Raw genomic sequence first — 21296 nt, 5'->3', positions numbered from 1 at the left:
GGCGAAATTGGTAGACGCACTGGATTTAGGTTCCAGCGCCGCAAGGTGTAAGAGTTCGAGTCTCTTCGCCCCCACCACTTTAAGTTAAATCTTAAAGTTTAATGTAGATGTTAATTCATCTATATTTTGGAAGAGGATTGGTGTAATGGTAGCATGACGGTCTCCAAAACCGTTCGTCAAGGTTCGAGTCCTTGATCCTCTGCCACATTTATTTTAAATAAATGTCCCAGATGGGGGCGTGGCGAAATTGGTAGACGCACTGGATTTAGGTTCCAGCGCCGCAAGGTGTAAGAGTTCGAGTCTCTTCGCCCCCACCATTAAAAGAAGCAAGACGATGTTCTTGCTTTTTTTATGATTAAATCATTAGCTATTTAATCGTACATATAGAGGATTGGTGTAATGGTAGCATGACGGTCTCCAAAACCGTTCGTCAAGGTTCGAGTCCTTGATCCTCTGCCAATGATTTAAAAAAAAGCTCCTTTTTAGGAGTTTTTTTATTGCCTAGATTTTTTAAAGCTCAAATTATTTCATGCCTTCGTTCATATTTTCATTCAGCCATTGAATAAGTTATGAGCGATTACCTTTCTGTTCCTTGATATTTTATCTAATCAGATCTAAGTCGTTGGTTAAGTAGAGAATATATTAATATTTTAGTTGCTCTATTAAGTTATTGTTTTTCTGTTTTTTATTATAATTTATAAAATTTTTTTAATAAAAAGCTTGAATAGAAATTTATTTCATGTATCATGCTCTTAACTAGAAAAAAGTCTTGTTAGTAAATCTTCTTTAAAGTATCGTAGTTTTAGTCATAATCCTTCGTTTTTTAAGATCTTAACTCAATTTGTTATTCTTTTTTCAAAGTTATGTTAGCGTCATTGTAAGATGATACTAAAATATTAGAAATCAGTAGGATATATCATGTCTAATACAGTAAGTGGTACAGTAAAATGGTTTAACGAAACTAAAGGTTTCGGTTTCATTCAACAAGATAATGGTCCAGATGTGTTTGCTCACTTCAAAGAAATTTCTGGCTCAGGTTTCAAAACTTTGCACGAAGGTCAACGTGTAACGTTTACTGTTACTCAAGGGCAAAAAGGCCCAAATGCTGTAAATATTATTCCACAATAATATTTCAGTAAGAAAAAAAGCACTATTTAGTGCTTTTTTTTATTTCAGTCTTTTAAAAGAAATTCTGTTGTTCTTTTAAATACTATAAAAGCCCTATTATAGAGGGCTTTTTTTATGTCTAATAGTTTGTATGTCTAATAAATCTTCGCGATCACTCATCGGTTGTTTTTAAAACATAGATTTAGTGTAGCTATAAAATATAAATGATCAGGAATAAATATGTGCTAGATTGAAAAATCTTTAGATAAAGAAATTTTATATTTCACGGAATTGTTAATGAACGTTAGACTGTGTTATGCCAGCCAACGAAACGAAAAAAATGAAGATTTATTACAAGATTTACGTGATATCCTGACAGAAGCTCGAAATTTCAATGATTTGAATCAAATTTGTGGTGTGCTCTATTATGCTGATGATGCTTTCTTTCAATGCCTAGAAGGTGAGCAAGAGTTAGTGGAACAATTATTTGAAAAAATTAAAAATGATCAAAGGCATTACAATGTTAAATGGCTGTGTACATATTCCATTGAGAAGAACTCTTTTCAACGTTGGTCAATGAAATATGTACAACGTAATACGAATATTGAATCTTTCTTTTTAAGTATGGGAGAAACTAGTTTTAATCCCATTCGTCTTGATGAGCAGAATTTAAAAATTTTCTTAAATGAATTATCAATTGCTGAGCAAAGCAAAATTAATACAGGTAAGAAAGTAGGTATGGTTAAGCGTGGGGTGAACCCTTTCTAGCTATCACCCCGATATGGATAGTCTTGAGTTTAGGAATCATTTTAGTCATAACAAGATATACAATGACTGAACTTGCGAGCATCCATATCACTTCTAAACTTTGGCTAATCACAAACATTGCCCAGTAAAAAAAGCTAAATAAAGCGAGACATAGTCCACTACCTTTGAAATACCAAGTAATAAATATTCCAAAAAGTGCTGAAGAGAGCAGAAGGTTGGTCGTCTCATTCATTCCTAAATAGTTAAAGAAAATAATCAGTAAGCATAAAGCTAACATTGATAGTAAATATACAAATATATTTTTTGCAATAAACATTTTTATATCCTATCTGATGATTAAAAAAATATCTTTCCTCTGCTTCCAGAGGAAAGATAGTACATATTAATTTTTTGAGATTCTTTTTCTATTATTAAGAATTTTTATATTAATAAAGATAATGTTACCGTTTCTCCAGATCTCTTCATTAATATTCAGCTTTCTATTTAATAGTAAAGAGTGCTTATATGTGCCGAAATTAATTATAAGAAAAACAATGAGTTAATTTGTAGGTTTTGACTTACATGGTTGTAAGAAATTGCCTACAATTGTATAAAATATAGACGAATTTTACAAAATAAAATTTACATTAAAACTTTATATATCAATTTGTTATTTGGTTTTATTGTTGAGATGGGTTTTACATAAATAACAAAAAGTAACATATGTTTTGAGCTATATATTTCTCAAAATAAAAAAGTATGAGTTCATTAAATGAATATTCAGTAAAAAGTTATTTTATGAAATTATCAGAATAAGTATTTATTAATATTAGAAAATTAATAATTAAAAGTTATATGCTCTAATTTATACATTAAAAATTAGATAGGATTGGTAACCATACAGAGATGAGTAGTGTTAGCGCCATCATTTTATTAAAAATATTCATATGCTTTGGTTTTGAAAATAATCGTTTGCTTAGCCTGCCAGCTAAAGCCCATGTGTAAAGACAAGGAATAGCTATAACTAAAAAAATGAAGGATAAAATTGAGATATTCACCCAGATATCTTGCCCCTGTTTTGTGTAGACACTAATCACTGCAAAAGCTATCATCCATGTTTTAGGATTAACTGCTTGCATAAAAAAGCCAGTAAGAAAACCAATCGGATCTTTTTCTTTGTCTTGCTCTAAATGAATAATAGGGTTGTAATTATATAATTTCCAAGCCAACGAGGTGAGCCAGATTAAACCAATGAGAGTCATAATTTTTTGAATAATTGGGTAAGCCAGAAGGGTTGAACCCAGCCCAATGCCAACGATGAGCACAAGTAGAGCAGCCCCGATGCAAGAACCTAAAATGACAGGAAATGTTTTAGAAATTTTATAACGGCTACTTAAATTTAAAATTATAAAATTAGTTGGGCCGGGAGTAATTGAGGCAACAATAGCAAATAATGAAAATGCAATAAGGTTTTCCATCTTGTCTGTTTTAGCGAATAGGGGGCTACAAGATGAAATAATTAAGATTTTTAATCTTGAAGATTTGTGCAAATTTTTCTATAGGCCGCAGGTGTTAAACCATAGCAGCGCTTAAACCACCGACTTAAATGACTTTGGTCAGCAAAGCATAAATCTGAAGCAACTTGTGCGGGAGATATGCTTCTGGCGAGTAAATCACGCGCTCGTGTAAGTCTAAGTTGAATGAGGTATTGATGAGGTGCCAAGTGAAAAGTTGCTTTAAAAATGCGGTGAATATGGTATCTGTCTAGGCCTATCATGCGAGCGATGTCTTCAAGTCCGATATCTTCAAATAGATGATCATGCAAAATATCTCGGATTTGGTATGCGATTCGAGGCGTGTGAGTATAAGACGATTGGTGAGCTTTTTTTAGCCATTTCCCTTGTGCGATATACTGAATAAGTAGGTCTAGACTATTATCTTTGACGATATTCATTTCTTTATAGTGCAGATGCTGGAATGCTTGAGAAGTAATAATAGCGAGTTGTTCATCTGATTTTAATGGTGCATCAATCACTAACTCGTAGTGATCAGGGCTATTATGAAATAAGCCTTGGATTCGTTGTTTTAACCAGTCTGGATGTAGGTATAGCATTTGATAGGTAAAGCCATCAGATGCAGGGGCATGTCCATCATGAACTTCTTCGGGTTCAAGCATAAAGACTTGCCCAGCATGACTATTAATTTGTTTTTTACGACAGTGAAACTGTTGAATTCCAGATTCAGTTACACCAATTAAATAACTCGAATGCCAGTGGGGATCATAAGCATGGCCAGTAAAATGGGCGCGGATTGTTTCAATACCTGTATTGGTATCTTTTGAAATGTCCACCCAGTTACCCATAACAATCTATCCATAAATTTTTAAGTTTAGCCCTTAGAACGGTACAAAAGAGGTAAGCGCAGTTCTAGAAGATTTGTGCAGAATCTTTAAGAAAGTCGAGCAATTTTTTGAACTCGATGCCATTTCATCTATGTATAAAATTTGCCAAGCAGGACACCAAACCAAATATCAAAGCACTCAGGCCAATAACTTGAAAGAAAGTTGATAAACTTGCATCAAAATATAGAACAGCGATACTTCCGAGAACAGCTGCAATAATCATTCTGATGGTACCAGCTAAGATAGGGCCTAATAATCGTTTTGAACCTTGGCCTGCAAAATAAAGAGCCATACCTATACCTATTGCTCCGTAAAAAGGCGCAACATGTTGCAAATAATTTGTTCCAGTCTGAAGAACAGATGGATCATAACTGAAAAAACCAAGCCAAATGGAAGGAAAAATACTAAAGAAAAGTCCTATTGAGCCAGTAATAAGAAATGTAATGAAAACCCCAACCCATGTGATATGGCGTGCTCTTTGAAATTGTCCAGCTCCATAATTAATACCTACCATGGTCATGATTGCTGAGCCGATACCGAACATAAGCGGAACTTGCACGTAGTCTAGTCGGGAAGCAATACCGTACCCAGCGATTGCATCAGAACCAAATTGACCAACTAAGGTTGTTATGATAACAACAGTTAAATTAAGTTGAATTATTCCAATAGCGGATAGTGAACCAATACCAAGAATATCTTTGAAGAACTGAAAATTAATAGGCGTGATCGATAATTTGATAATGCTATGCGTTGTTCGCATGTGCCTAATTAAGCATATGATGGCAAAAATATAATAACTTAAGACAGCGAGCCCAGCTCCAGCGACGCCAAATGCAGGAATGAATCCCCAACCAAAAATGAAAATAGGTGACAGGGGTAAAAGTAGTACTCCACCTAGAAGCGTTATGCGGGCCGGAGTTTTTGTATCACCTGCACCGCGTAATGCGGCTGAGAGTAGGGCTACAGCCCAGATGAGCGGTGAACCCATAAAAATAATATTGGAATATTTGAGGGCTGCATCTAAAGCTAAGCCACTAACGCCCATTAAGTGATATATCATCTGGGCTGAGGTAAGCATAACAATATTAAAAACTCCTCCCAAAATGCCAGCAAGAATTACACCATGCCAGACAAGGGATTGGGCATCTTCTGATCGACCCGCTCCAGAAGCCCGAGCAATTGCTGAAGCTAGTCCTCCACCAAATCCACCATTCGCTAGCATTTGCATGAGCATAAGAATTGGGAACACTACGGCTACGCCAGCTATTACATCCGTTCCTAGAGAGCTAACAAAATATGTTTCTAGTAATCCAATCAGGGTTTGTACAAGCAAAACAGTTATGGTGGGTAACGCCAGTTTTAGCATTACTTGGGGAATTGGTCCGTTTAAGATCGCATGATTTAAATCATGTGTATTTAACGGCTGGCGTACTGATTGTTCCCGCATAATAATTCTCGCTTTATAAACTGCTTGTCATAGAGGTAATAGGGTTCCTTCAAAATTTTTGAGGTTGCCAGCCGCTACCCAGTGATTTGTAAACTGCTACAGCAGCAAGGGCTGAATCAGTTTGTGCCTGTACTTTTCTATCTGAAAATTGCAAAGCCTTAGCTAAGACTGGTAAGACAACGAGAGTTTGAGACAACATATTTATTAAGTGGTTTGAACAATTGTTGGTTGTGACTATTTTGTCACATGGTCACAAATTGTCAGTAATAAATAGGTAGTTTTAAGCTGCCATTTTCAAAAAAAGGGCTAAATAAAAAAATATGAATCTGGATTTTTTAATTAGAAATTTATTGAGAAATAAGAAAGCAAAAAAGTATTACCTAAAGTAACGTGATAATGATTCAATTTTTTGATTTTAATATATAAAATATAATTTATGAAGCGCTCAAAGAAATTTTTATAGTGGTCAAACTTTATTTATATCCATTACTTTTACAGTAGAGACTTAAGCATCCACACTGATGTACTAATATTACTCTCTACTCTTGTGTTAAGAAGTTTGTCGCCTTAATGGGGGTGACTATTATTTAATTTGGTTACATTTTATTCGTTTCTTAAAAATTTACAAGGTGGGGATTTAATTATGCTTATGTCACCTTATTTCATTTACTGTAATATATTTAATCCTATTATTTTCGTTGATAAATTTAATAGACTGAGACCTGTGGGTTACAGAACTCAGTCTTTACAAGCCATTAAATCAAGCCAACTAACTTTGGGGTTTAGGCCATTTAAATATTTTTTTCAATATTAATAATTAGAACTTGTAGCCCATTTTTAAACCATATGCGATAGCGTAGTTATCTTTAAACTCTGCAACATAGTTTGTTGTATCGAATTGAGCGCTAGTCTGTAATTTAGCATCACCTAACCAGAAATATTTTACTCCACCAGAAATGAATGTTTGTGGTGTTGGGCTGAATTGAGCGCCTAAACCAAGATTCCAATAACCTTCTGTTGGTCCGAGTGCTGTCACAGGATTACCTGCACCAGAATCCCAACCTACTGAAATGTTCCCCATCCATTGATCATTTAATTTACGCCCTAAACCTACATTTGCGGACCATTGGTCATCACTATAGGCAGTTAGATCAAAGCCATTTGGTTTGCCAACGGACGGTCCTGCGATTTCTGAAGCTAAACCGAACGCATAAGGACGGATTGTAAAATCTTTCCAATTTACCCAGCGCATATTTGCAAATGCAATTGTATTTGCCATGATACCTGTTTGAAAATCTAGATTAACAGATTGGGGCGTAGTAATTTTTGTTTGCTCTAGCCCATTATTCATATTAATAAAAGTGCCAATATTTTGCCCTAATGTTGCAATGGAGCTTTCATTAATTGTCATTTTGTGATCAATTTCAGAGCGATAAGTAACAGATGCTTTTAATGCTATTTCTGGAATTTGATATGCAACGCCAGCCAGCCAACCGACGCCGCCAGTTTCTTTAATGTTGAGATTATATCCGCCAAAGCTGTTATTCCCACCGAAGGCTAAGCCACGAAATTTAGCATCGCCTTCAATTGTTTGGTAAACGGGACCTGCATAAAAATTAAAATTTTCAGTAGGTTGGTAGCCAAGCAACATTGAAATACTTTGTGTCTTTACTTCAACCTCAAGTGACTCTGTACCATTATGAAATAGTCCTAAGCCACCAGCCGCGATCGATGCAGTATCGGAAAGTGCGTAAGTAACATCGGCACCAAATGGTCTATCGTAAATTAAGCCAAAAGAGAAGTAGTCTGTTACTTGTAATTTTAGCGCAGCGCTAGGGAAGTAATAATCATCACCCATGTCGCTAATATTTGTATTTTGTAAACCAATAGTGCTTGGTGGTGTAGCATTTGGTGAATATCCATTACGTACTTTACCAGTAACGTTGGGATCTAATATCGAAATACCTGCTTCAAAGTAATTACCTGGTTGCAAGAATGAAGAGATAGACTGACCTGAACGATCTAGAGATGCAGCAAATGCCCCTGTCAGTGGTAAAGTTACTAAAATAATTGCTGTAGTTAATGTTTTTAATTTCATTTTACGTCTTTCCTTGAGGTGAAAATGTTTATGAGACATTTTGTGTTTATGTTTCCTAGAGCATTCGATTAACCGAAAATATTACTGTTGTAGGTATGAAGCTCATCCATTATTTAAGTTTCATCTCTGATCATCATTTAGTATGAGCACTAGCAATCAATAAGATGTGCAAACTCTAGCTAACTCTTGTTTAGGGCTATGAGTTAGCTAGCGAGGATTGGGTTGCAAAAAAAATGGAATAAATAGTTAGCCTGATGTGACTAAACCCCCATCACGGCAGCCATGATAGATTGATGTAACCAACGTGGAGTTGCCCAAGTCAGGATGGTAATTGCTTTATTGCCAAACCCTGGTACCACACTCATACGGCCTGCTTGAAGTGCTCGGATTCCCGCTTGAACCACAGGCTTGGGCTGCATCATGACCATTTTTAAGGCTGGCGTTAGCTTTTGTTTAGCTCCTGCCACAAATCCCGTATCTGACAGGCCGGGGCATAGTGCTGTAACGACGACGCCATCCTTTTTTAATTCTCGATGGAGTGCATCGGAAAACCTTAGTACATAGGCTTTAGCGGCGGAGTACACGGCAAAATTCTTAACGCCTTGATAAGAAAGCATACTGGCGACCATCAATATGCTTCCTTTTTTTCTGGCGCGCATGTCTTCGCCGAACAGGCGTGTCATTGCGGTCAAGCTACGGATGTCCAGATCGATCATTGCTAATGAATGATCAAGAGCCTCATCCAAGAATGGACCTTGCAATCCATGGCCTGCGTTGTTAATCAAAACGTCAACCACAATATCTCTTTCGCGTAGACGCTGATGTAACGCAGTAACTGCAGGAATAGAGGAAAGATCCACTTGTTCCACAATGACCTCAATATTGAAGTTCTGGCGTAACTCAGTAGCAAGGTTTTCAAGCTTATTTAGGGTGCGCGCTACTAGGATTAGTGATCTGCCTTGCTCAGCGTACTGCTTAGCGAACTCGACACCAAAACCGCTTGATGCACCAGTCACAAGGACCCAAGATTTACTTTTATCGGTCATCTCACTTACTCCGGTTTGCTATAACAATTTGAATTACTTTGCATTACTCTTCCTCATTTTGTGCTTTCAATCTGGATGACTAAATTTTAAAATCTTGAGGTTGCCAACCACCACCTAGTGATTTATAAACTGCTACAGCAGCAAGGGCTGAATCAGTTTGTGCCTGTACTTTTCTATCTGAAAATTGCAAAGCCTTTGAATCTGCTTGTAATACTTCTATTCGGCTGTTAATCCCTTTTTGATAGGCAATTAAAGCGATTTTTTGTGCATGCTTTAATGCATTTTCTCCATCTTGGAGAGCCATTAACTGTTCTTGCCGTTTAGACAAAGTTGATAATGAGTTTTCTACATCTTCCGCTGCATGTAAGACGGCTAATTGGTAGGCTGCGAGCTTTTCGGCTTCTTGGCCCTTGGCTAAGTGAATTTCTGCATTAATTCGACCAAAATCAAATAAGCGCCAACGTAAGCCTAATAAGCCAGCTGCCTGATTGGCACCACTTGAAAATAAGTTTCCACTTGCTGTGGTTGCACTACCTATCAAACCGCCTAAAGAGACCTTTGGGTAATATTCTGCAATCGCACTGCCAATGCGTGCATTTGATGCTGCCAGTTGTCTTTCAGCCATGATGAGATCTGGTCGTCTACGTAAAAGATCGCGAGGTGTTCCAGTTTCTGTAATCTGTGGAATAGCGGGAATTGGTTTTACTTCTGCTAGTTCTGCTCGGTGAGTTCCCGGTACGGTTCCAAGCATAACGTCGAGGGCATTCATGGCAATGTCTAGATTCATTCCAAGAACAGGAATAACAGCTTGAACTTGAGCAACATTCGCTTTAGCTTGTTTGACCTGAAATTCGGAAGCTAACCCTTTGCTGTATAAAAGATTAATCGTTGAAAGAAGTTGCTGTTGGGTTTTTAATTGTTGATGGACAATATCTAGTCGAGATTGTAAGCCACGAATATTAATATAGATATTTGCAGTTTGAGCTGCGACCATTAAACGGACGGCTGAGGCTCCTGCATTCGAAGCCTGATAGTTTGCTAGAGCACTTTCACGGTCTCTTCGAAGGCCTCCGAAAATATCTAATTCCCAAGTGGTACTGAGGTTTGCCTCATAAGAACTACCATGTCGGTCAAAATTAGGTATTGAATTTAAAACTTGCCCCAGTGGAGTTTCAACAGATTGGTAAACTTTAGCTGCTTGCGCGTCAACAGTACCTATTGGGCGTAAAGAAGCATTGGCTGCCGATAAGCCTGCTTGGGCTTGAGTTACACGGGTATATGCTTGGGTCAGATCAAGATTTTGTTTTAATGCTAATGTGACATATTGAGTAAGTTGAGGGTCATTAAAGCTCTTCCACCATACGGCAATATCAGCTTTGCTATTGTCATTTGATGAGTTTAAGGGGGCGCCAAGGTATTGCTCGGGTAGAGATATATGAGGGCGTTTATAATTAGGACCTACGGTACACGCAGTAAGAGTACTTACGATGATGGGTAGGAGAACGATAGATCTAGATAACATATTTCCCCCGAGGCGAGATTTTGAACAATAGTTTAATTGTGACTATAATACAATTTGGTCACTAGTTGTCAATATCATTTCGCAAGAGTTAAACTGCCACTTCCAGATAAAGGTTTAAATTGAAAATATGAGTAAAGAAAAGAGTAGTTATCCTGTTTCAAAGCGAGGACCAGAAGATCATGATGTAAGAGATCAAATTCTGAGTGCCGCTACAGAGCATTTCAGCCGATATGGGTATGAGAAAACTACAGTTTCTGATCTTGCAAAGTCTATAGGCTTTTCTAAAGCTTATATTTATAAATTTTTTGAATCTAAACAGGCAATTGGCGAAATGATATGTGCCAATTGTTTGCGTGAAATTGAAGATGAAGTTAATACAGCTATTAATGAAGCTGAATATCCAGCTGAAAAATTAAGAGTGTTATTTAAAGTAATTGTTGAAGCAAGCCTTCGTTTATTTTTTCAAGACCGCAAGCTCTATGAAATTGCCGTTTCTGCTGCTTCTGAGAAATGGGATGCTACAATCGCTTATGAAAATCGAATTCTTAAAGTAGTACAGAACATTATTCAAGAAGGTCGCCAATCAGGTGATTTTGAAAGAAAAACGCCAATTGATGAAGCAGTTAAGGCTATTTATTTAGTCATGAGACCTTACCTACACCCATTACTTTTACAACATAGCATTTCATATAACACGGATGCTCCAGTACTGCTTTCTAGTCTTGTACTGAGAAGTTTATCGCCATAATAAATTTGTGACTATTGACTAAATTGGTCACTTGATTAAAAATGAGTCTCCTGATTAATTTCTTCAAGGGGGGACTCTAATATGCGTTATCGTCGCCTTATTCCATTTGCTGCAATATATTTATTTCCTTTTTTCTTGCTAGGTTGTGCTGAAAATACACAATCTGACCCTCGTACTTCGGCACCCTTAGTACGAGTCGCAACTGTGCAAGAAGAAATTACTTCTGACTCAAGAGCATTTACAGGCACGATAGGCGCACGGGTAGAAAGTGATCTTGGTTTTCGTGTCTCTGGCAAAGTAATCAAACGGTTTGTTGAAGCTGGCCAGACTGTAAAACGCGGACAGTTACTGATGCGTATTGATCCGGCTGATTTGGAACTTGCTGCCAAAGCTCAGCAAGAAGCTGTAGGCGCAGCCAAAGCACGTGCTGAACAAGCAGAAAAAGATGAAGCTCGATATCGCGATTTGCGTGGAAGTGGAGCTATATCTGCTTCCGCCTATGATCAGATTAAGGCCGCAGCAGATACGGCGAGAGCACAGCTAAGTTCAACGCAAGCTCAAGCTAAAGTTGCATTAAATGCCAGTCACTATGCCGAATTAACAGCCGATGGTGATGGCACAATTATGGAAACACTGGTTGAACCGGGGCAAGTTGTAAGCGCGGGTCAAACAGTAATTCGTTTAGCTCATTCTGGTCAAAGAGAAGCGGTTATTCAGCTTCCTGAGACCTTACGCCCTGCAATAGGAGCTATTGGTCAAGCCACTCTCTTTGGTAAAGAAAATATAAGTGTCCCAGCTAAACTTAGACAGTTATCAAATACAGCAGATCAACTCACTCGTACTTTTGAAGCACGTTTTGTATTAGACGGAGATTTAGCAAATGCTCCTTTAGGTTCAACCGTTACTGTACGTATTGGAGCTCAAAATCAGAGTTCACAACATTTTTTACAAGTGCCCGTGGGTTCATTACTTGATAAAGGAAAGGGAGCTGGGGTATGGGTAATTAATGGAAAAACTCAGAAAGTAACATGGCGTTCTGTTGTTGTTAAACAGGTTGATGATGAATATGCCTATGTCACTGGCAATATTCAGAGTGGAGATCAAATTGTTGCTCTAGGTGCACATTTACTTCGAGAAGGCGAGTTAGTCCGTATTACATCACAGGCAAATAATCCTTCATTTGGGCATGAAGGAGGGCGCTCATGAGTGAGAAAGGTTTTAATCTGTCGGCTCTTGCTGTTCGGGAACGGGGTATCACGCTATTCCTGATTTTTCTGATTTCAATTGCAGGCATCGTTGCTTTTTTTAAGTTAGGTCGAGCTGAAGATCCAGCTTTTACAGTGAAGGTCATGACCATTGTGACTGCTTGGCCCGGTGCAACTGCCCAAGAAATGCAAGATCAAGTTGCTGAAAAAATCGAAAAACGGATGCAGGAGCTGCGTTGGTATGATCGAACAGAAACCTATACCAGACCAGGGCTGGCTTTTACCACACTGACCTTACTTGATAGTACGCCACCTTCTCAAGTTCAGGAGGAGTTTTATCAAGCGAGGAAGAAAGTAAATGATGAAATGAGCAATTTACCAGCTGGTGTAATTGGACCGCTGGTTAATGATGAATATGCAGATGTAACTTTTGCATTATTTGCTCTGAAGGCAAAAAATGAAGCACAAAGATTATTGGTGCGTGATGCAGAAACCATAAGACAGCAATTGCTCCATGTGCCTGGTGTAAAGAAGGTCAATATTATTGGTGAGCAATCTGAACGTATCTATATTGAATTTTCACATGAGCGCTTGGCAACATTAGGCGTAAATCCACAAGATGTATTTGCTGCACTTAATAATCAGAATGTACTTACTCCCGCGGGTTCCATTGAAACCAAAGGTCCTCAAGTTTTTGTCAGATTAGATGGTGCTTTCGACAAACTACAAAAGATTCGTGATACGCCGATAACTGCCCAAGGTCGTACTTTGAAATTGTCAGATATTGCGAGTGTTAAACGTGGTTCTGAAGATCCGGCAACTTTCATTATCCGCAATGGCGGTGAACCTACCTTACTGTTAGGGGTAGTCATGCGTGAAGGATGGAATGGATTAGATCTAGGTAAAGCCTTAGAGAACGAAGTTGGCTCAATCAATGAAGATTTACCTCTTGGCATTAGTTTGAATAAAGTCACTGATCAAGCGGTTAATATTAGCTCGTCAGTAGATGAGTTCATGCTTAAGTTCTTTGCAGCATTGCTTGTGGTAATGTTTGTAAGTTTTATCAGCATGGGATGGCGCGTTGGCGTTGTTGTTGCTATGGCTGTGCCACTTACATTAGCTATTGTTTTTGTGGTGATGTTGGCAACGGGTAAAAACTTTGACCGAATTACACTGGGCTCTCTTATTTTAGCCTTAGGACTCTTGGTTGATGACGCCATTATTGCCATTGAAATGATGGTCGTAAAAATGGAAGAGGGTTTTAGTCGTATCGCGGCGTCTGCTTATGCATGGAGCCACACGGCGGCACCAATGCTCTCTGGAACGCTGGTCACAGCGGTTGGATTTATGCCAAATGGCTTTGCTCGGTCTACGGCTGGTGAATATACCAGCAATATGTTTTGGATTGTCGGCATTGCACTTATTGCCTCATGGATTGTTGCTGTAGTTTTTACACCTTATTTGGGTGTGAAGATGTTACCTAATTTTAAAAAGGTCGAAGGTGGGCACAACGCAATTTATGACACTCCACGATATAACCGTTTCCGTCAAATTCTTGAACGTGTAATTGCTCGTAAATGGCTTGTTGCCGGCAGTGTTATCGGATTATTTATTTTGTCAGTAGGTGGAATGGCATTGGTGAAAAAACAATTTTTCCCAATCTCTGACCGTCCTGAAGTTCTTGTTGAAGTACAAATGCCTTATGGCACGTCCATTACACAGACTAGCGCTGCGACAGCCAAAGTTGAAGCTTGGTTAGCTAAGCAAAATGAAGCAAAGATTGTGACTTCGTATATTGGTCAAGGTGCACCTCGTTTTTATTTCTCAATGGGACCTGAGTTACCAGATCCATCTTTTGCCAAGGTTGTGATACGAACCGATACGCAAGAGGAACGTGAAGCCTTAAAACATCGTTTAAGACAAGCCATTTCGAATGGACTTGCTTCCGAAGCTCAGCTACGTGTCACACAACTTGTCTTTGGACCATATTCACCCTATCCAGTGGCTTACCGAGTTTCAGGTCCTGATCCAGAAAAATTACGTGTAATTGCAGCTCAGGTTCAGCATGTTATGAATGCCAGCCCAATGATGAGAACTGTAAATACCGACTGGGGAACACGTGTACCAGCACTTCATTTCACCTTGGAGCAAGACCGCTTACAAGCAGTTGGTCTGACATCAAGCTCAGTGGCACAGCAACTACAGTTTTTGTTAACAGGTATTCCGATTACCTCTGTGCGCGAAGATATTCGTACAGTACAAGTCGTTGCCCGTTCTGCAGGTGATATAAGACTGGATCCTGCAAAAATTGGTGATTTTACACTCACTGGGGCAAATGGGCAGCGTATTCCACTTGCACAAATTGGCAAGATCGAAGTACGGATGGAAGAACCTGTCATACGCCGTCGAGATCGGGTCCCAACCATTACTGTTCGGGGAGATATTGCTGAAGGGTTGCAACCACCAGATGTATCTACCGCAATTACCAAACAGCTTGAACCCGTTATGAAAAATCTACCGAAGGGTTATCGCATTATTGAAGCAGGTTCTATTGAAGAGTCGGGTAAAGCCACTAAAGCGATGCTTCCTATTTTCCCGATCATGTTGGCAATGACTCTGCTCATTATCATTCTTCAAGTGAGATCTATCGCTGCAATGATTATGGTGTTTCTCACCAGCCCGCTGGGATTAATCGGTGTGGTACCGACACTTCTTTTATTTCAGCAGCCATTTGGTATCAATGCATTGGTTGGGTTGATTGCATTGTCTGGAATTTTGATGCGCAACACACTCATTTTGATTGGGCAAATTCAACATAACAAACAATCTGGGCTAGATCCGTTTAATGCAGTTGTGGAGGCCACAGTACAACGTGCCAGACCCGTCATATTAACGGCCTTGGCTGCTATTTTGGCTTTCATTCCTCTGACTCATTCAGTGTTTTGGGGAACGCTGGCTTACACACTGATTGGTGGAACGCTTGCTGGAACGATTTTAACGTTAGTTTTCCTGCCGGCTATGTATTCAATCTGGTTCAAAATCGGAACTAAACCAGCGGTTTAATGATCAGATTTTTAAATTTAAAAATTATTGGAGTTCGTATGTCAAACTCACAAGTAGTGGTAATTACCGGTGTTTCATCAGGAATTGGTCAAGTCACAGCAGAAAAATTTGCTAAAAAAGGCCATAAAGTATTTGGAACAGTCAGAAATAAAGTAAAAGCCCAACCTATAGAAGGGGTTGAGCTCGTTGAAATGGATGTGTCTGATGAAGACTCTGTCCAGCTTGGGATTCATTCTATTATTGATAAGGCTGGGCGTATTGATATTTTAATTAATAATGCTGGAGCAAGCCTGATCGGTGCAGTAGAAGAAACCTCGATAAAAGAAGCAGAATTTTTATTTAATACGAATGTATTTAGTATTCTTCGTACCATACAAGCGGTATTGCCTTATATGCGAGTACAGCATTATGGAAGAATTATAAATATTAGTTCGGTATTGGGTTTTCTTCCTTCACCTTATATGGGGCTATATTCGGCAACCAAACATGCCGTTGAAGGGTTATCTGAATCTCTAGATCATGAACTTCGTCAATTTGGAATTCGCGTGACAGTTGTCCAACCTTCTTTCACTAAAACCAATCTGGATAAAAATGCGCCGTTGATAAGTGCAAAAATTCCTGAATATGACAATGAACGTAACTTAGCTACACAGGCCATATCGAATCAGATTAATCATGCCTCCCAACCGGATGGTGTTGCCGATACGATCGTTACAGCGGCACTGAATGATTGGCAAATGCGCCGTACACCATCTGGACAAGCATCTTTATTAACTAAGTTACGTCGCTTCATGCCAAGTGGCCCTGTTGATAAAAGCATTAGAAAAACTTTTGGTTTGAAATAACTTATTTTTATCTTATAAAAACTAAGCATAAATTTTATGCTTAGTTTTTATTATTTTGAGTCGCTATTTAATTTTTGATTTTTAAATTCTGCCCATTCAATAAGTGCTTCCATTGAAGGGCCTAGTGCTAACCCTATTTCAGTAAGTTCATATTCAACTTTAGGGGGGACTTGTGGATAGACGGTCCGTTTAATGATCCCATCCTGTTCTAATTGTTTAAGTTGCTGAATCAGCATTTTTTGATTAACGCCTTCGATAAGTTTTTCTAATGCAGAGAAACGTAGGGGTTGTTTTGCTGCAAAAAGTTGACAAAGGATAATTATTTTCCATTTTCCTTCAATAGCTTTAAGGGCTTCAGTGGTGATTTTTGCCCATACTAGCCGCTGTTGAGGATCTTCACAATTCCAGTCACGTTCTGCTTTCATACTTACCTTTTAGGAATATACTTACTTTTTTGTGTGTACTTCCTATTATCTCAGCTTGTCTTTAAACTTAAAAGTGTTAACTGTATTAAATTTCTAAAAAGGCTGATATATGAAAATAGGTATTATTGGTGTGGGTAATATTGGAAAGACCCTTGCACGTCTTTTAAAAGAAGCAGGCCATACTATATATGTTGCGAATTCTAGAGGTGTGGACGGTGTAAGAAAAATTGCGGATGAAATAAACGTAGAAGCAGTCGATATATATGGAGCTGTTAATTCTTCAGATGTTGTTATTTTATCAATTCCTCTCCCAGCTATAAAAGAATTGCCGGCAGATTTATTTTACTCAGCGCCTACAGATAAAATTATTATAGATACGAGTAATTATTATCCTGATTTCCGTGATCCGCATATTAAAGAAATTGATGATGGAATGACAGAAAGTGTTTGGGTATCTAAGCAGATTAATCGTCCTGTTATTAAAGCTTTTAATAATATTTTAGCTTATTCACTTGCAGAATTAGGCCAAGTTGAAGGAAGTAAAAATAGATTAGCGATAGCGGTTGCTGGAGATAGTGTACCTTCAAAAAATGTTGTTATGAGCCTTGTTAATGACATAGGTTTTGACCCTGTAGATGCAGGTAGTTTGGAGGATTCTTGGAGACAACAACCATGTACGCCAGCATATTGCTGTGATTATGATCAGCAAATGATGAGGAAAGGAGTCGCTATTGCTCAAAAAGGAGAGGCTCAAAAAAAACGTGATCGTTTACCTGAACTCTTCTCAAGCTTAGGGGCTAATCCAACGCATCAGGATATTGTGCAAATGAATCGAGACTTAAATCCAATAGTCGATTAAATTTTAAAGATTATGTTCTAAAACTTAATTTTAATAATATAAAGGCTTATTTTTTTATAATGATTAAATAAGCCTAATTTTTGGAATTAATAAAACTCCTTTATTTAATAGATTTGGTGGCAACTATCTAAGAATTAAAAACTTATTAGTCGTAAAGTTTTGAATAAATAAAGATTTTTTAAGAGGGCAGATTAATGCTTTTCGATTCATAATTCCATAAATTAAATAGACATATTCTTGCGATGAGCCAACTAATGCAAAAAGTTGATCTTGCTGATCAATACCAATAAGGATTTCATTGGTTAATTTTAACATATCAAAAGGTGAGGCATTCTTCTTGGCCTCAACAGATATATTGAAATTCTCAAATGTTTTCTTGATATCAAGTAAGGAATAATAAAAATTTTGCTGGTTTCGGTAAGCCTGTAAATAGATAGTAATATGTTCTATATCTATGGGTTTATTGTGCTTTGCAGCAATAGCTGAGGCAATAATAAAAGCAATATTTGAAGTATTTGAGTTTATTGAACTCATTTTTAATTTAGAAATAGAGTTCTGGATATTATTAGGTATATGTTTAACAGAAGCTGAGCACATATTTATTGACCTATAGACTGTAGTAGCTTGGGATGTATTCAGCCCTGCTAATAATGGTATAAAAATCATGAGTTGTTTTAATTTAAGCCTCATATTAAGCTTTATATGAAACTTTTTGCTTAACAAAATTTCAGGTTTCCGTAGCAGTTTTTAATACCTACCTGTCCAGAGTCAATAGGATTAATAATTAACTCTCTACCAACTAACCCTCCGAGTGCCTCCCCAAGTCCTACATCAATCCGCTGTTGTGTTTCGATATCCGTGAGTAAAACTTTAGGTAAGGAAAGCCACCATCCAGGTTGAGCGGCTACAGTATTGTCGAAAGTTCCTGTACTTATTTTTTGCCAACGGATGGCCTCTTTTTGTAAGGACAATGATGCGTCACTAGTAGGAATTGTTCCTGCTGCATCTTGGGCTAGTAAAATTTCATGGAAACCAGACAGAGGATAATCTTTTAATGTGGCATTACTGAGAGTTAAACCTAAAGGTAGATCTAAGATACCTAATACACTTAGTGGACCAGTTTTAGCTACTACATTATCCAGCGTTGCTGATGTAGCTCGGTTAAGAATAAGCTGTTTGTTATAATCATTAATATGTGCTTCTGTAGAGATCAATCCATTTGCAATCACTACATTCTTCAGAACAGTATTAGTAAGCGTTAAATTCAAATCACCAGATAAAGAGTTAATTCCTGCTGTGTCATCCGCTAATGTTGTTAAATCTGTATTTGATCCCAATCCAAGTTTGCCTAATATTCCTAATGCTCCAAGACGAAAGCCAACAATTTCTCGAGTAGAAGCACTGTTCGGCGATTTTATAGCAAACTCGATAAAAGGATTAGTAATAACGGCATCTGATCCTGCATAGCTACCATTTACGGGGAGGACACCTGCTAAACTAATATTTTCAATATCAATGTCACAACCCACTCCTTTAGTCCCACCGCAACCTAACTGTAAACGTTTAATATTTGCATTTAACTCTACTTGTGCTTCCATTCCGAGACGATAAAAACCTACATCTGTATTTGGATTACCATTTTGATTAGCTGCAATATTGGTTAGATTAAATAATGCTTGGCCCGTTACACCAGATAAACTTTTGTCATCTAAGCGATTAAGTTCGGCGTTTACAAGAGAACTGACCAACATCAATGGTATTGTAAATAACAAAGCCTGTTTTATACTTCTAAGATTGTTCATATCAGTTCCTTTGCTTAAAGATAATTAGGCTCAAGAGAAAAGTTAAAAATTTACTTTATGAGCCCAGTATCCTTTGCTTCACAGCCTTATTGTTTGAGTGTGATTCTAGGTAATTGTTTTGTTTAAGCATTCTTACTGAACAAAAATAGGATTTATCTTCTGGGGAGGATAAAACTACAGTAAAAGCATAATGTGTTCGGTGCACACATTATGCTTATAATATGTGCGCGGTGTCAACATGTCGTCTATACAATCTCAAAAGTCAAATTATCATCATGGAAATGTACGTGAAGAATTATTAAATGCAGGACTAGTTCACTTAAAAGATAATGATGCCGAGAGTCTTAGTTTTCGAGAAATGGCGAGACAAATTGGAGTAAGTGCCAATGCGGTATATCGGCATTTTGAAAACAAAGATAGCTTTCTGACAGCGCTGGCTGCAAAAGGGTTTCAGAGATTAGAAACGGAGCAAAGCCAAACGTTGCAATATGCTAATTCTCAGCCCGAGGCTTTGAAACTATTTGGTTTGGCCTATATCAACTTTGCAAAAAATAATCGAAACCTTTTCGCTTTGATGTTTAATCCTGAATTACAAAAGAATGAAGGACTTGAGTTAAAAGAAGCCGTAGATAGTACATATACTCAATTACATCAATTAACCGCTTCAATATTAGGTGTAGATGAAAATGATGCTCAAGTTGAAGTATTAGCAATGTTAAGTTGCAGCCTTGTGCATGGCCTGTCCCATCTTTTATTAGAAGGGCGCTTAGCTGAATCAGAAGAAAAAGCAAATAATTTAGTCTTATTAATTATGAATTTTGCGACGAGTTTGCTTGCTGAAGCTGGCGTGGATAAACATTAGAATATTGAATCTAAATTTATTTTTGTAGCCTAAAATTTCGTGGTGAGACGCCTTTCCAGCGTTTAAAAGCTCTGGAAAATGCTGAAACTTCAGAATAGCCCAATTGAATGGCCACTTCTTCAACGGTTAAATTGGTTGTTTTGAGTAGGTCTTCGGCTAAGTCTTTACGAATGTCGTCAATAAGCTGTTCATAGGTAATTCCTTCAATTGCAAGATGGCGTTGTAAGGTTCTAAGGTTGACCTTAAGATGTGCTGCCATTTCATCAATTTTAGGCATTTGAGAGGGTTGTAGGAGTAAAATATTCCTGACCTTTTGGCTGTAGCTGCCTAGAGAACTTCTTCGCGTCCAAAGCTGTTGGCATTCTTCTTCATATCGTGCACGAATAAATGGGTCTGCTTGAGGTAATGGTAAATCAAGCAAACGGCTTTCAAAAATAATGCAGCTACGCGGTTGATTAAATTGAATGGGATAACCTGCCAATTCGAGAAATTTATCGGCATACACAGGTGCAGGTAAAGCAACATTAATGCTCATTACAGGAAACTGGATAGGCAAGACATCTCGTTGAATTGATATAACAGTTATAAGATCTCTTTCAACCAGAAAACACGCTAAGTCATCAGGCAATTGACTATGGTCAAAAATCAGTAACGTATAGATACCTTCCTGAATAACTTCTAAATTGCAAAAAATGGAACTAAGTTGAAAGTATCGCATAGCAAAATATAAGGCTTCTTTCATGGTCTGACTGCTAAGAATGGCAAAACCCCACGCACCAAATGTCGTTGTATGGTGCCTTAGACCTGCTTCTATACTTAGAGGAAGTGTAGGGTCTAGCAATTTAAGTAAATTTCGAATCACTAAAAATTCTTGTTCTGCTTTTACCTCAAAGTGAGGTTGCGATAAATCATTTAAAGAAATATGTGTGTTTTCTATACAGACCTCAGGCGTTAGGCCATGTTGTTGACCCACCATAAGCAATATGCGAATAGCACTAAGACTACGAGGGAAATCCCAATATAATTGTATGGACATGCTTTAGGTGTCATCAAATGTCAAGTTTGTTAGTATAAAGTCATTCTGCTGATGTTCAAAACTTTATATCTTTTCGGATAAGG

19 protein-coding genes and 3 tRNA genes are annotated in these 21296 nt (G+C 37.9%); 11 read left to right on the top strand and 11 right to left on the bottom strand.

Features of this window, described 5'->3' with window-relative positions; translation table 11 throughout:
* Nucleotides 1–131 precede the first annotated feature (131 nt).
* The 5 genes from KTH84_RS06100 (at nt 132) to KTH84_RS06080 (ending at nt 1875) form a co-directional block, all read left to right on the top strand.
* Nucleotides 132–205: transfer RNA gene (locus KTH84_RS06100), tRNA-Trp, on the top strand.
* 27 nt (nt 206–232) lie between these two features.
* Nucleotides 233–317, top strand: a tRNA-Leu gene (locus tag KTH84_RS06095).
* Nucleotides 318–385: 68 nt separating this feature from the next.
* Nucleotides 386–459, top strand: a tRNA-Trp gene (locus KTH84_RS06090).
* A 459-nt stretch (nt 460–918) separates the two neighbouring features.
* Entirely contained in the window at nt 919–1128 is a 210-nt protein-coding gene (locus tag KTH84_RS06085; protein WP_003650775.1) for a cold-shock protein, read from the top strand.
* Nucleotides 1129–1404: 276 nt separating this feature from the next.
* Nucleotides 1405–1875, top strand: coding sequence for an AnBLUF65 family BLUF photoreceptors (locus KTH84_RS06080; RefSeq protein WP_133972593.1), 471 nt, complete (start codon nt 1405–1407; stop codon nt 1873–1875).
* Here KTH84_RS06080 and KTH84_RS06075 read toward each other — a convergent pair.
* From KTH84_RS06075 to KTH84_RS06045, 7 genes are all read right to left on the bottom strand, one after another.
* Complete coding sequence (locus tag KTH84_RS06075; protein ID WP_042897118.1) at nt 1850–2191, bottom strand: hypothetical protein; 342 nt, start codon at nt 2189–2191, stop codon at nt 1850–1852. The two genes, KTH84_RS06080 and KTH84_RS06075, sit on opposite strands and share 26 nt — an antisense overlap.
* 535 nt (nt 2192–2726) lie before the next feature.
* The gene (locus KTH84_RS06070; RefSeq protein WP_262472460.1) at nt 2727–3332 is read right to left on the bottom strand and encodes a LysE family translocator; all 606 of its coding nucleotides are present in this window, start codon (nt 3330–3332) and stop codon (nt 2727–2729) included.
* A 50-nt stretch (nt 3333–3382) separates the two neighbouring features.
* Entirely contained in the window at nt 3383–4216 is an 834-nt protein-coding gene (locus tag KTH84_RS06065) for an AraC family transcriptional regulator (protein WP_262472459.1), read from the bottom strand.
* Nucleotides 4217–4340: 124 nt separating this feature from the next.
* Nucleotides 4341–5702 carry an MATE family efflux transporter gene (locus KTH84_RS06060; RefSeq protein ID WP_262472458.1) on the bottom strand — a complete coding sequence of 454 codons (1362 nt, stop codon included), beginning with the start codon at nt 5700–5702 and terminating at the stop codon, nt 4341–4343.
* Between the two features lie 817 nt (nt 5703–6519).
* The gene (locus tag KTH84_RS06055) at nt 6520–7800 is read right to left on the bottom strand and encodes an OmpP1/FadL family transporter (protein ID WP_262472457.1); all 1281 of its coding nucleotides are present in this window, start codon (nt 7798–7800) and stop codon (nt 6520–6522) included.
* A 260-nt stretch (nt 7801–8060) separates the two neighbouring features.
* Nucleotides 8061–8846, bottom strand: a complete 786-nt coding sequence (locus KTH84_RS06050) for an SDR family NAD(P)-dependent oxidoreductase (protein ID WP_016144885.1) — start codon at nt 8844–8846, stop codon at nt 8061–8063.
* 79 nt (nt 8847–8925) lie between these two features.
* Nucleotides 8926–10368 (bottom strand): efflux transporter outer membrane subunit, encoded by a 1443-nt coding sequence (locus KTH84_RS06045; protein ID WP_262472454.1) that lies wholly within the window; start codon nt 10366–10368, stop codon nt 8926–8928.
* Nucleotides 10369–10495: 127 nt separating this feature from the next.
* Here KTH84_RS06045 and KTH84_RS06040 point away from each other — a divergent pair, with 127 nt between their 5' ends.
* The 4 genes from KTH84_RS06040 to KTH84_RS06025 all read left to right on the top strand — a co-directional run bounded on the left by KTH84_RS06040 (nt 10496) and on the right by KTH84_RS06025 (nt 16229).
* On the top strand, nt 10496–11116 hold the full coding sequence (locus tag KTH84_RS06040) for a TetR/AcrR family transcriptional regulator (protein ID WP_202741607.1): 621 nt from the start codon (nt 10496–10498) through the stop codon (nt 11114–11116).
* 81 nt (nt 11117–11197) lie between these two features.
* Nucleotides 11198–12322, top strand: coding sequence for an efflux RND transporter periplasmic adaptor subunit (locus KTH84_RS06035; RefSeq protein ID WP_262472453.1), 1125 nt, complete (start codon nt 11198–11200; stop codon nt 12320–12322).
* Entirely contained in the window at nt 12319–15384 is a 3066-nt protein-coding gene (locus KTH84_RS06030; protein ID WP_262472451.1) for an efflux RND transporter permease subunit, read from the top strand. Before KTH84_RS06035 ends, KTH84_RS06030 begins: the two co-directional genes overlap by 4 nt.
* A 38-nt stretch (nt 15385–15422) precedes the next feature.
* Entirely contained in the window at nt 15423–16229 is an 807-nt protein-coding gene (locus tag KTH84_RS06025; RefSeq protein ID WP_262472449.1) for an oxidoreductase, read from the top strand.
* A 50-nt stretch (nt 16230–16279) separates the two neighbouring features.
* Here KTH84_RS06025 and KTH84_RS06020 read toward each other — a convergent pair whose 3' ends face one another.
* On the bottom strand, nt 16280–16654 hold the full coding sequence (locus tag KTH84_RS06020) for a winged helix-turn-helix transcriptional regulator (protein ID WP_262472447.1): 375 nt from the start codon (nt 16652–16654) through the stop codon (nt 16280–16282).
* A 109-nt stretch (nt 16655–16763) separates the two neighbouring features.
* On the opposite strand from KTH84_RS06020, the gene KTH84_RS06015 reads away from it, so the two are divergent.
* Nucleotides 16764–17513, top strand: a complete 750-nt coding sequence (locus tag KTH84_RS06015) for an NADPH-dependent F420 reductase (RefSeq protein WP_262472445.1) — start codon at nt 16764–16766, stop codon at nt 17511–17513.
* Nucleotides 17514–17636: 123 nt separating this feature from the next.
* Here KTH84_RS06015 and KTH84_RS06010 read toward each other — a convergent pair whose 3' ends face one another.
* Nucleotides 17637–18110, bottom strand: a complete 474-nt coding sequence (locus KTH84_RS06010; RefSeq protein ID WP_262472443.1) for a hypothetical protein — start codon at nt 18108–18110, stop codon at nt 17637–17639.
* A gap of 119 nt (nt 18111–18229) precedes the next feature.
* Nucleotides 18230–19315: a hypothetical protein gene (locus tag KTH84_RS06005; RefSeq protein WP_262472441.1), complete on the bottom strand. Its 1086-nt coding sequence runs from the start codon at nt 19313–19315 to the stop codon at nt 18230–18232.
* A 238-nt stretch (nt 19316–19553) separates the two neighbouring features.
* Between KTH84_RS06005 and KTH84_RS06000 the strand changes: the two genes are divergently transcribed.
* Nucleotides 19554–20177: a TetR/AcrR family transcriptional regulator gene (locus tag KTH84_RS06000; RefSeq protein WP_042897102.1), complete on the top strand. Its 624-nt coding sequence runs from the start codon at nt 19554–19556 to the stop codon at nt 20175–20177.
* Between the two features lie 16 nt (nt 20178–20193).
* Here KTH84_RS06000 and KTH84_RS05995 read toward each other — a convergent pair whose 3' ends face one another.
* Nucleotides 20194–21213 (bottom strand): AraC family transcriptional regulator, encoded by a 1020-nt coding sequence (locus KTH84_RS05995; RefSeq protein ID WP_262472440.1) that lies wholly within the window; start codon nt 21211–21213, stop codon nt 20194–20196.
* Nucleotides 21214–21296 lie beyond the last annotated feature (83 nt).

The organism is Acinetobacter sp. WU_MDCI_Abxb74, assembly GCF_025513915.1.
GTDB lineage: Bacteria > Pseudomonadota > Gammaproteobacteria > Pseudomonadales > Moraxellaceae > Acinetobacter > Acinetobacter calcoaceticus_C.
The sequence above is the reverse complement of the archived record's forward strand: the minus strand, read 5'-3'. Positions and strand labels throughout refer to the sequence as shown.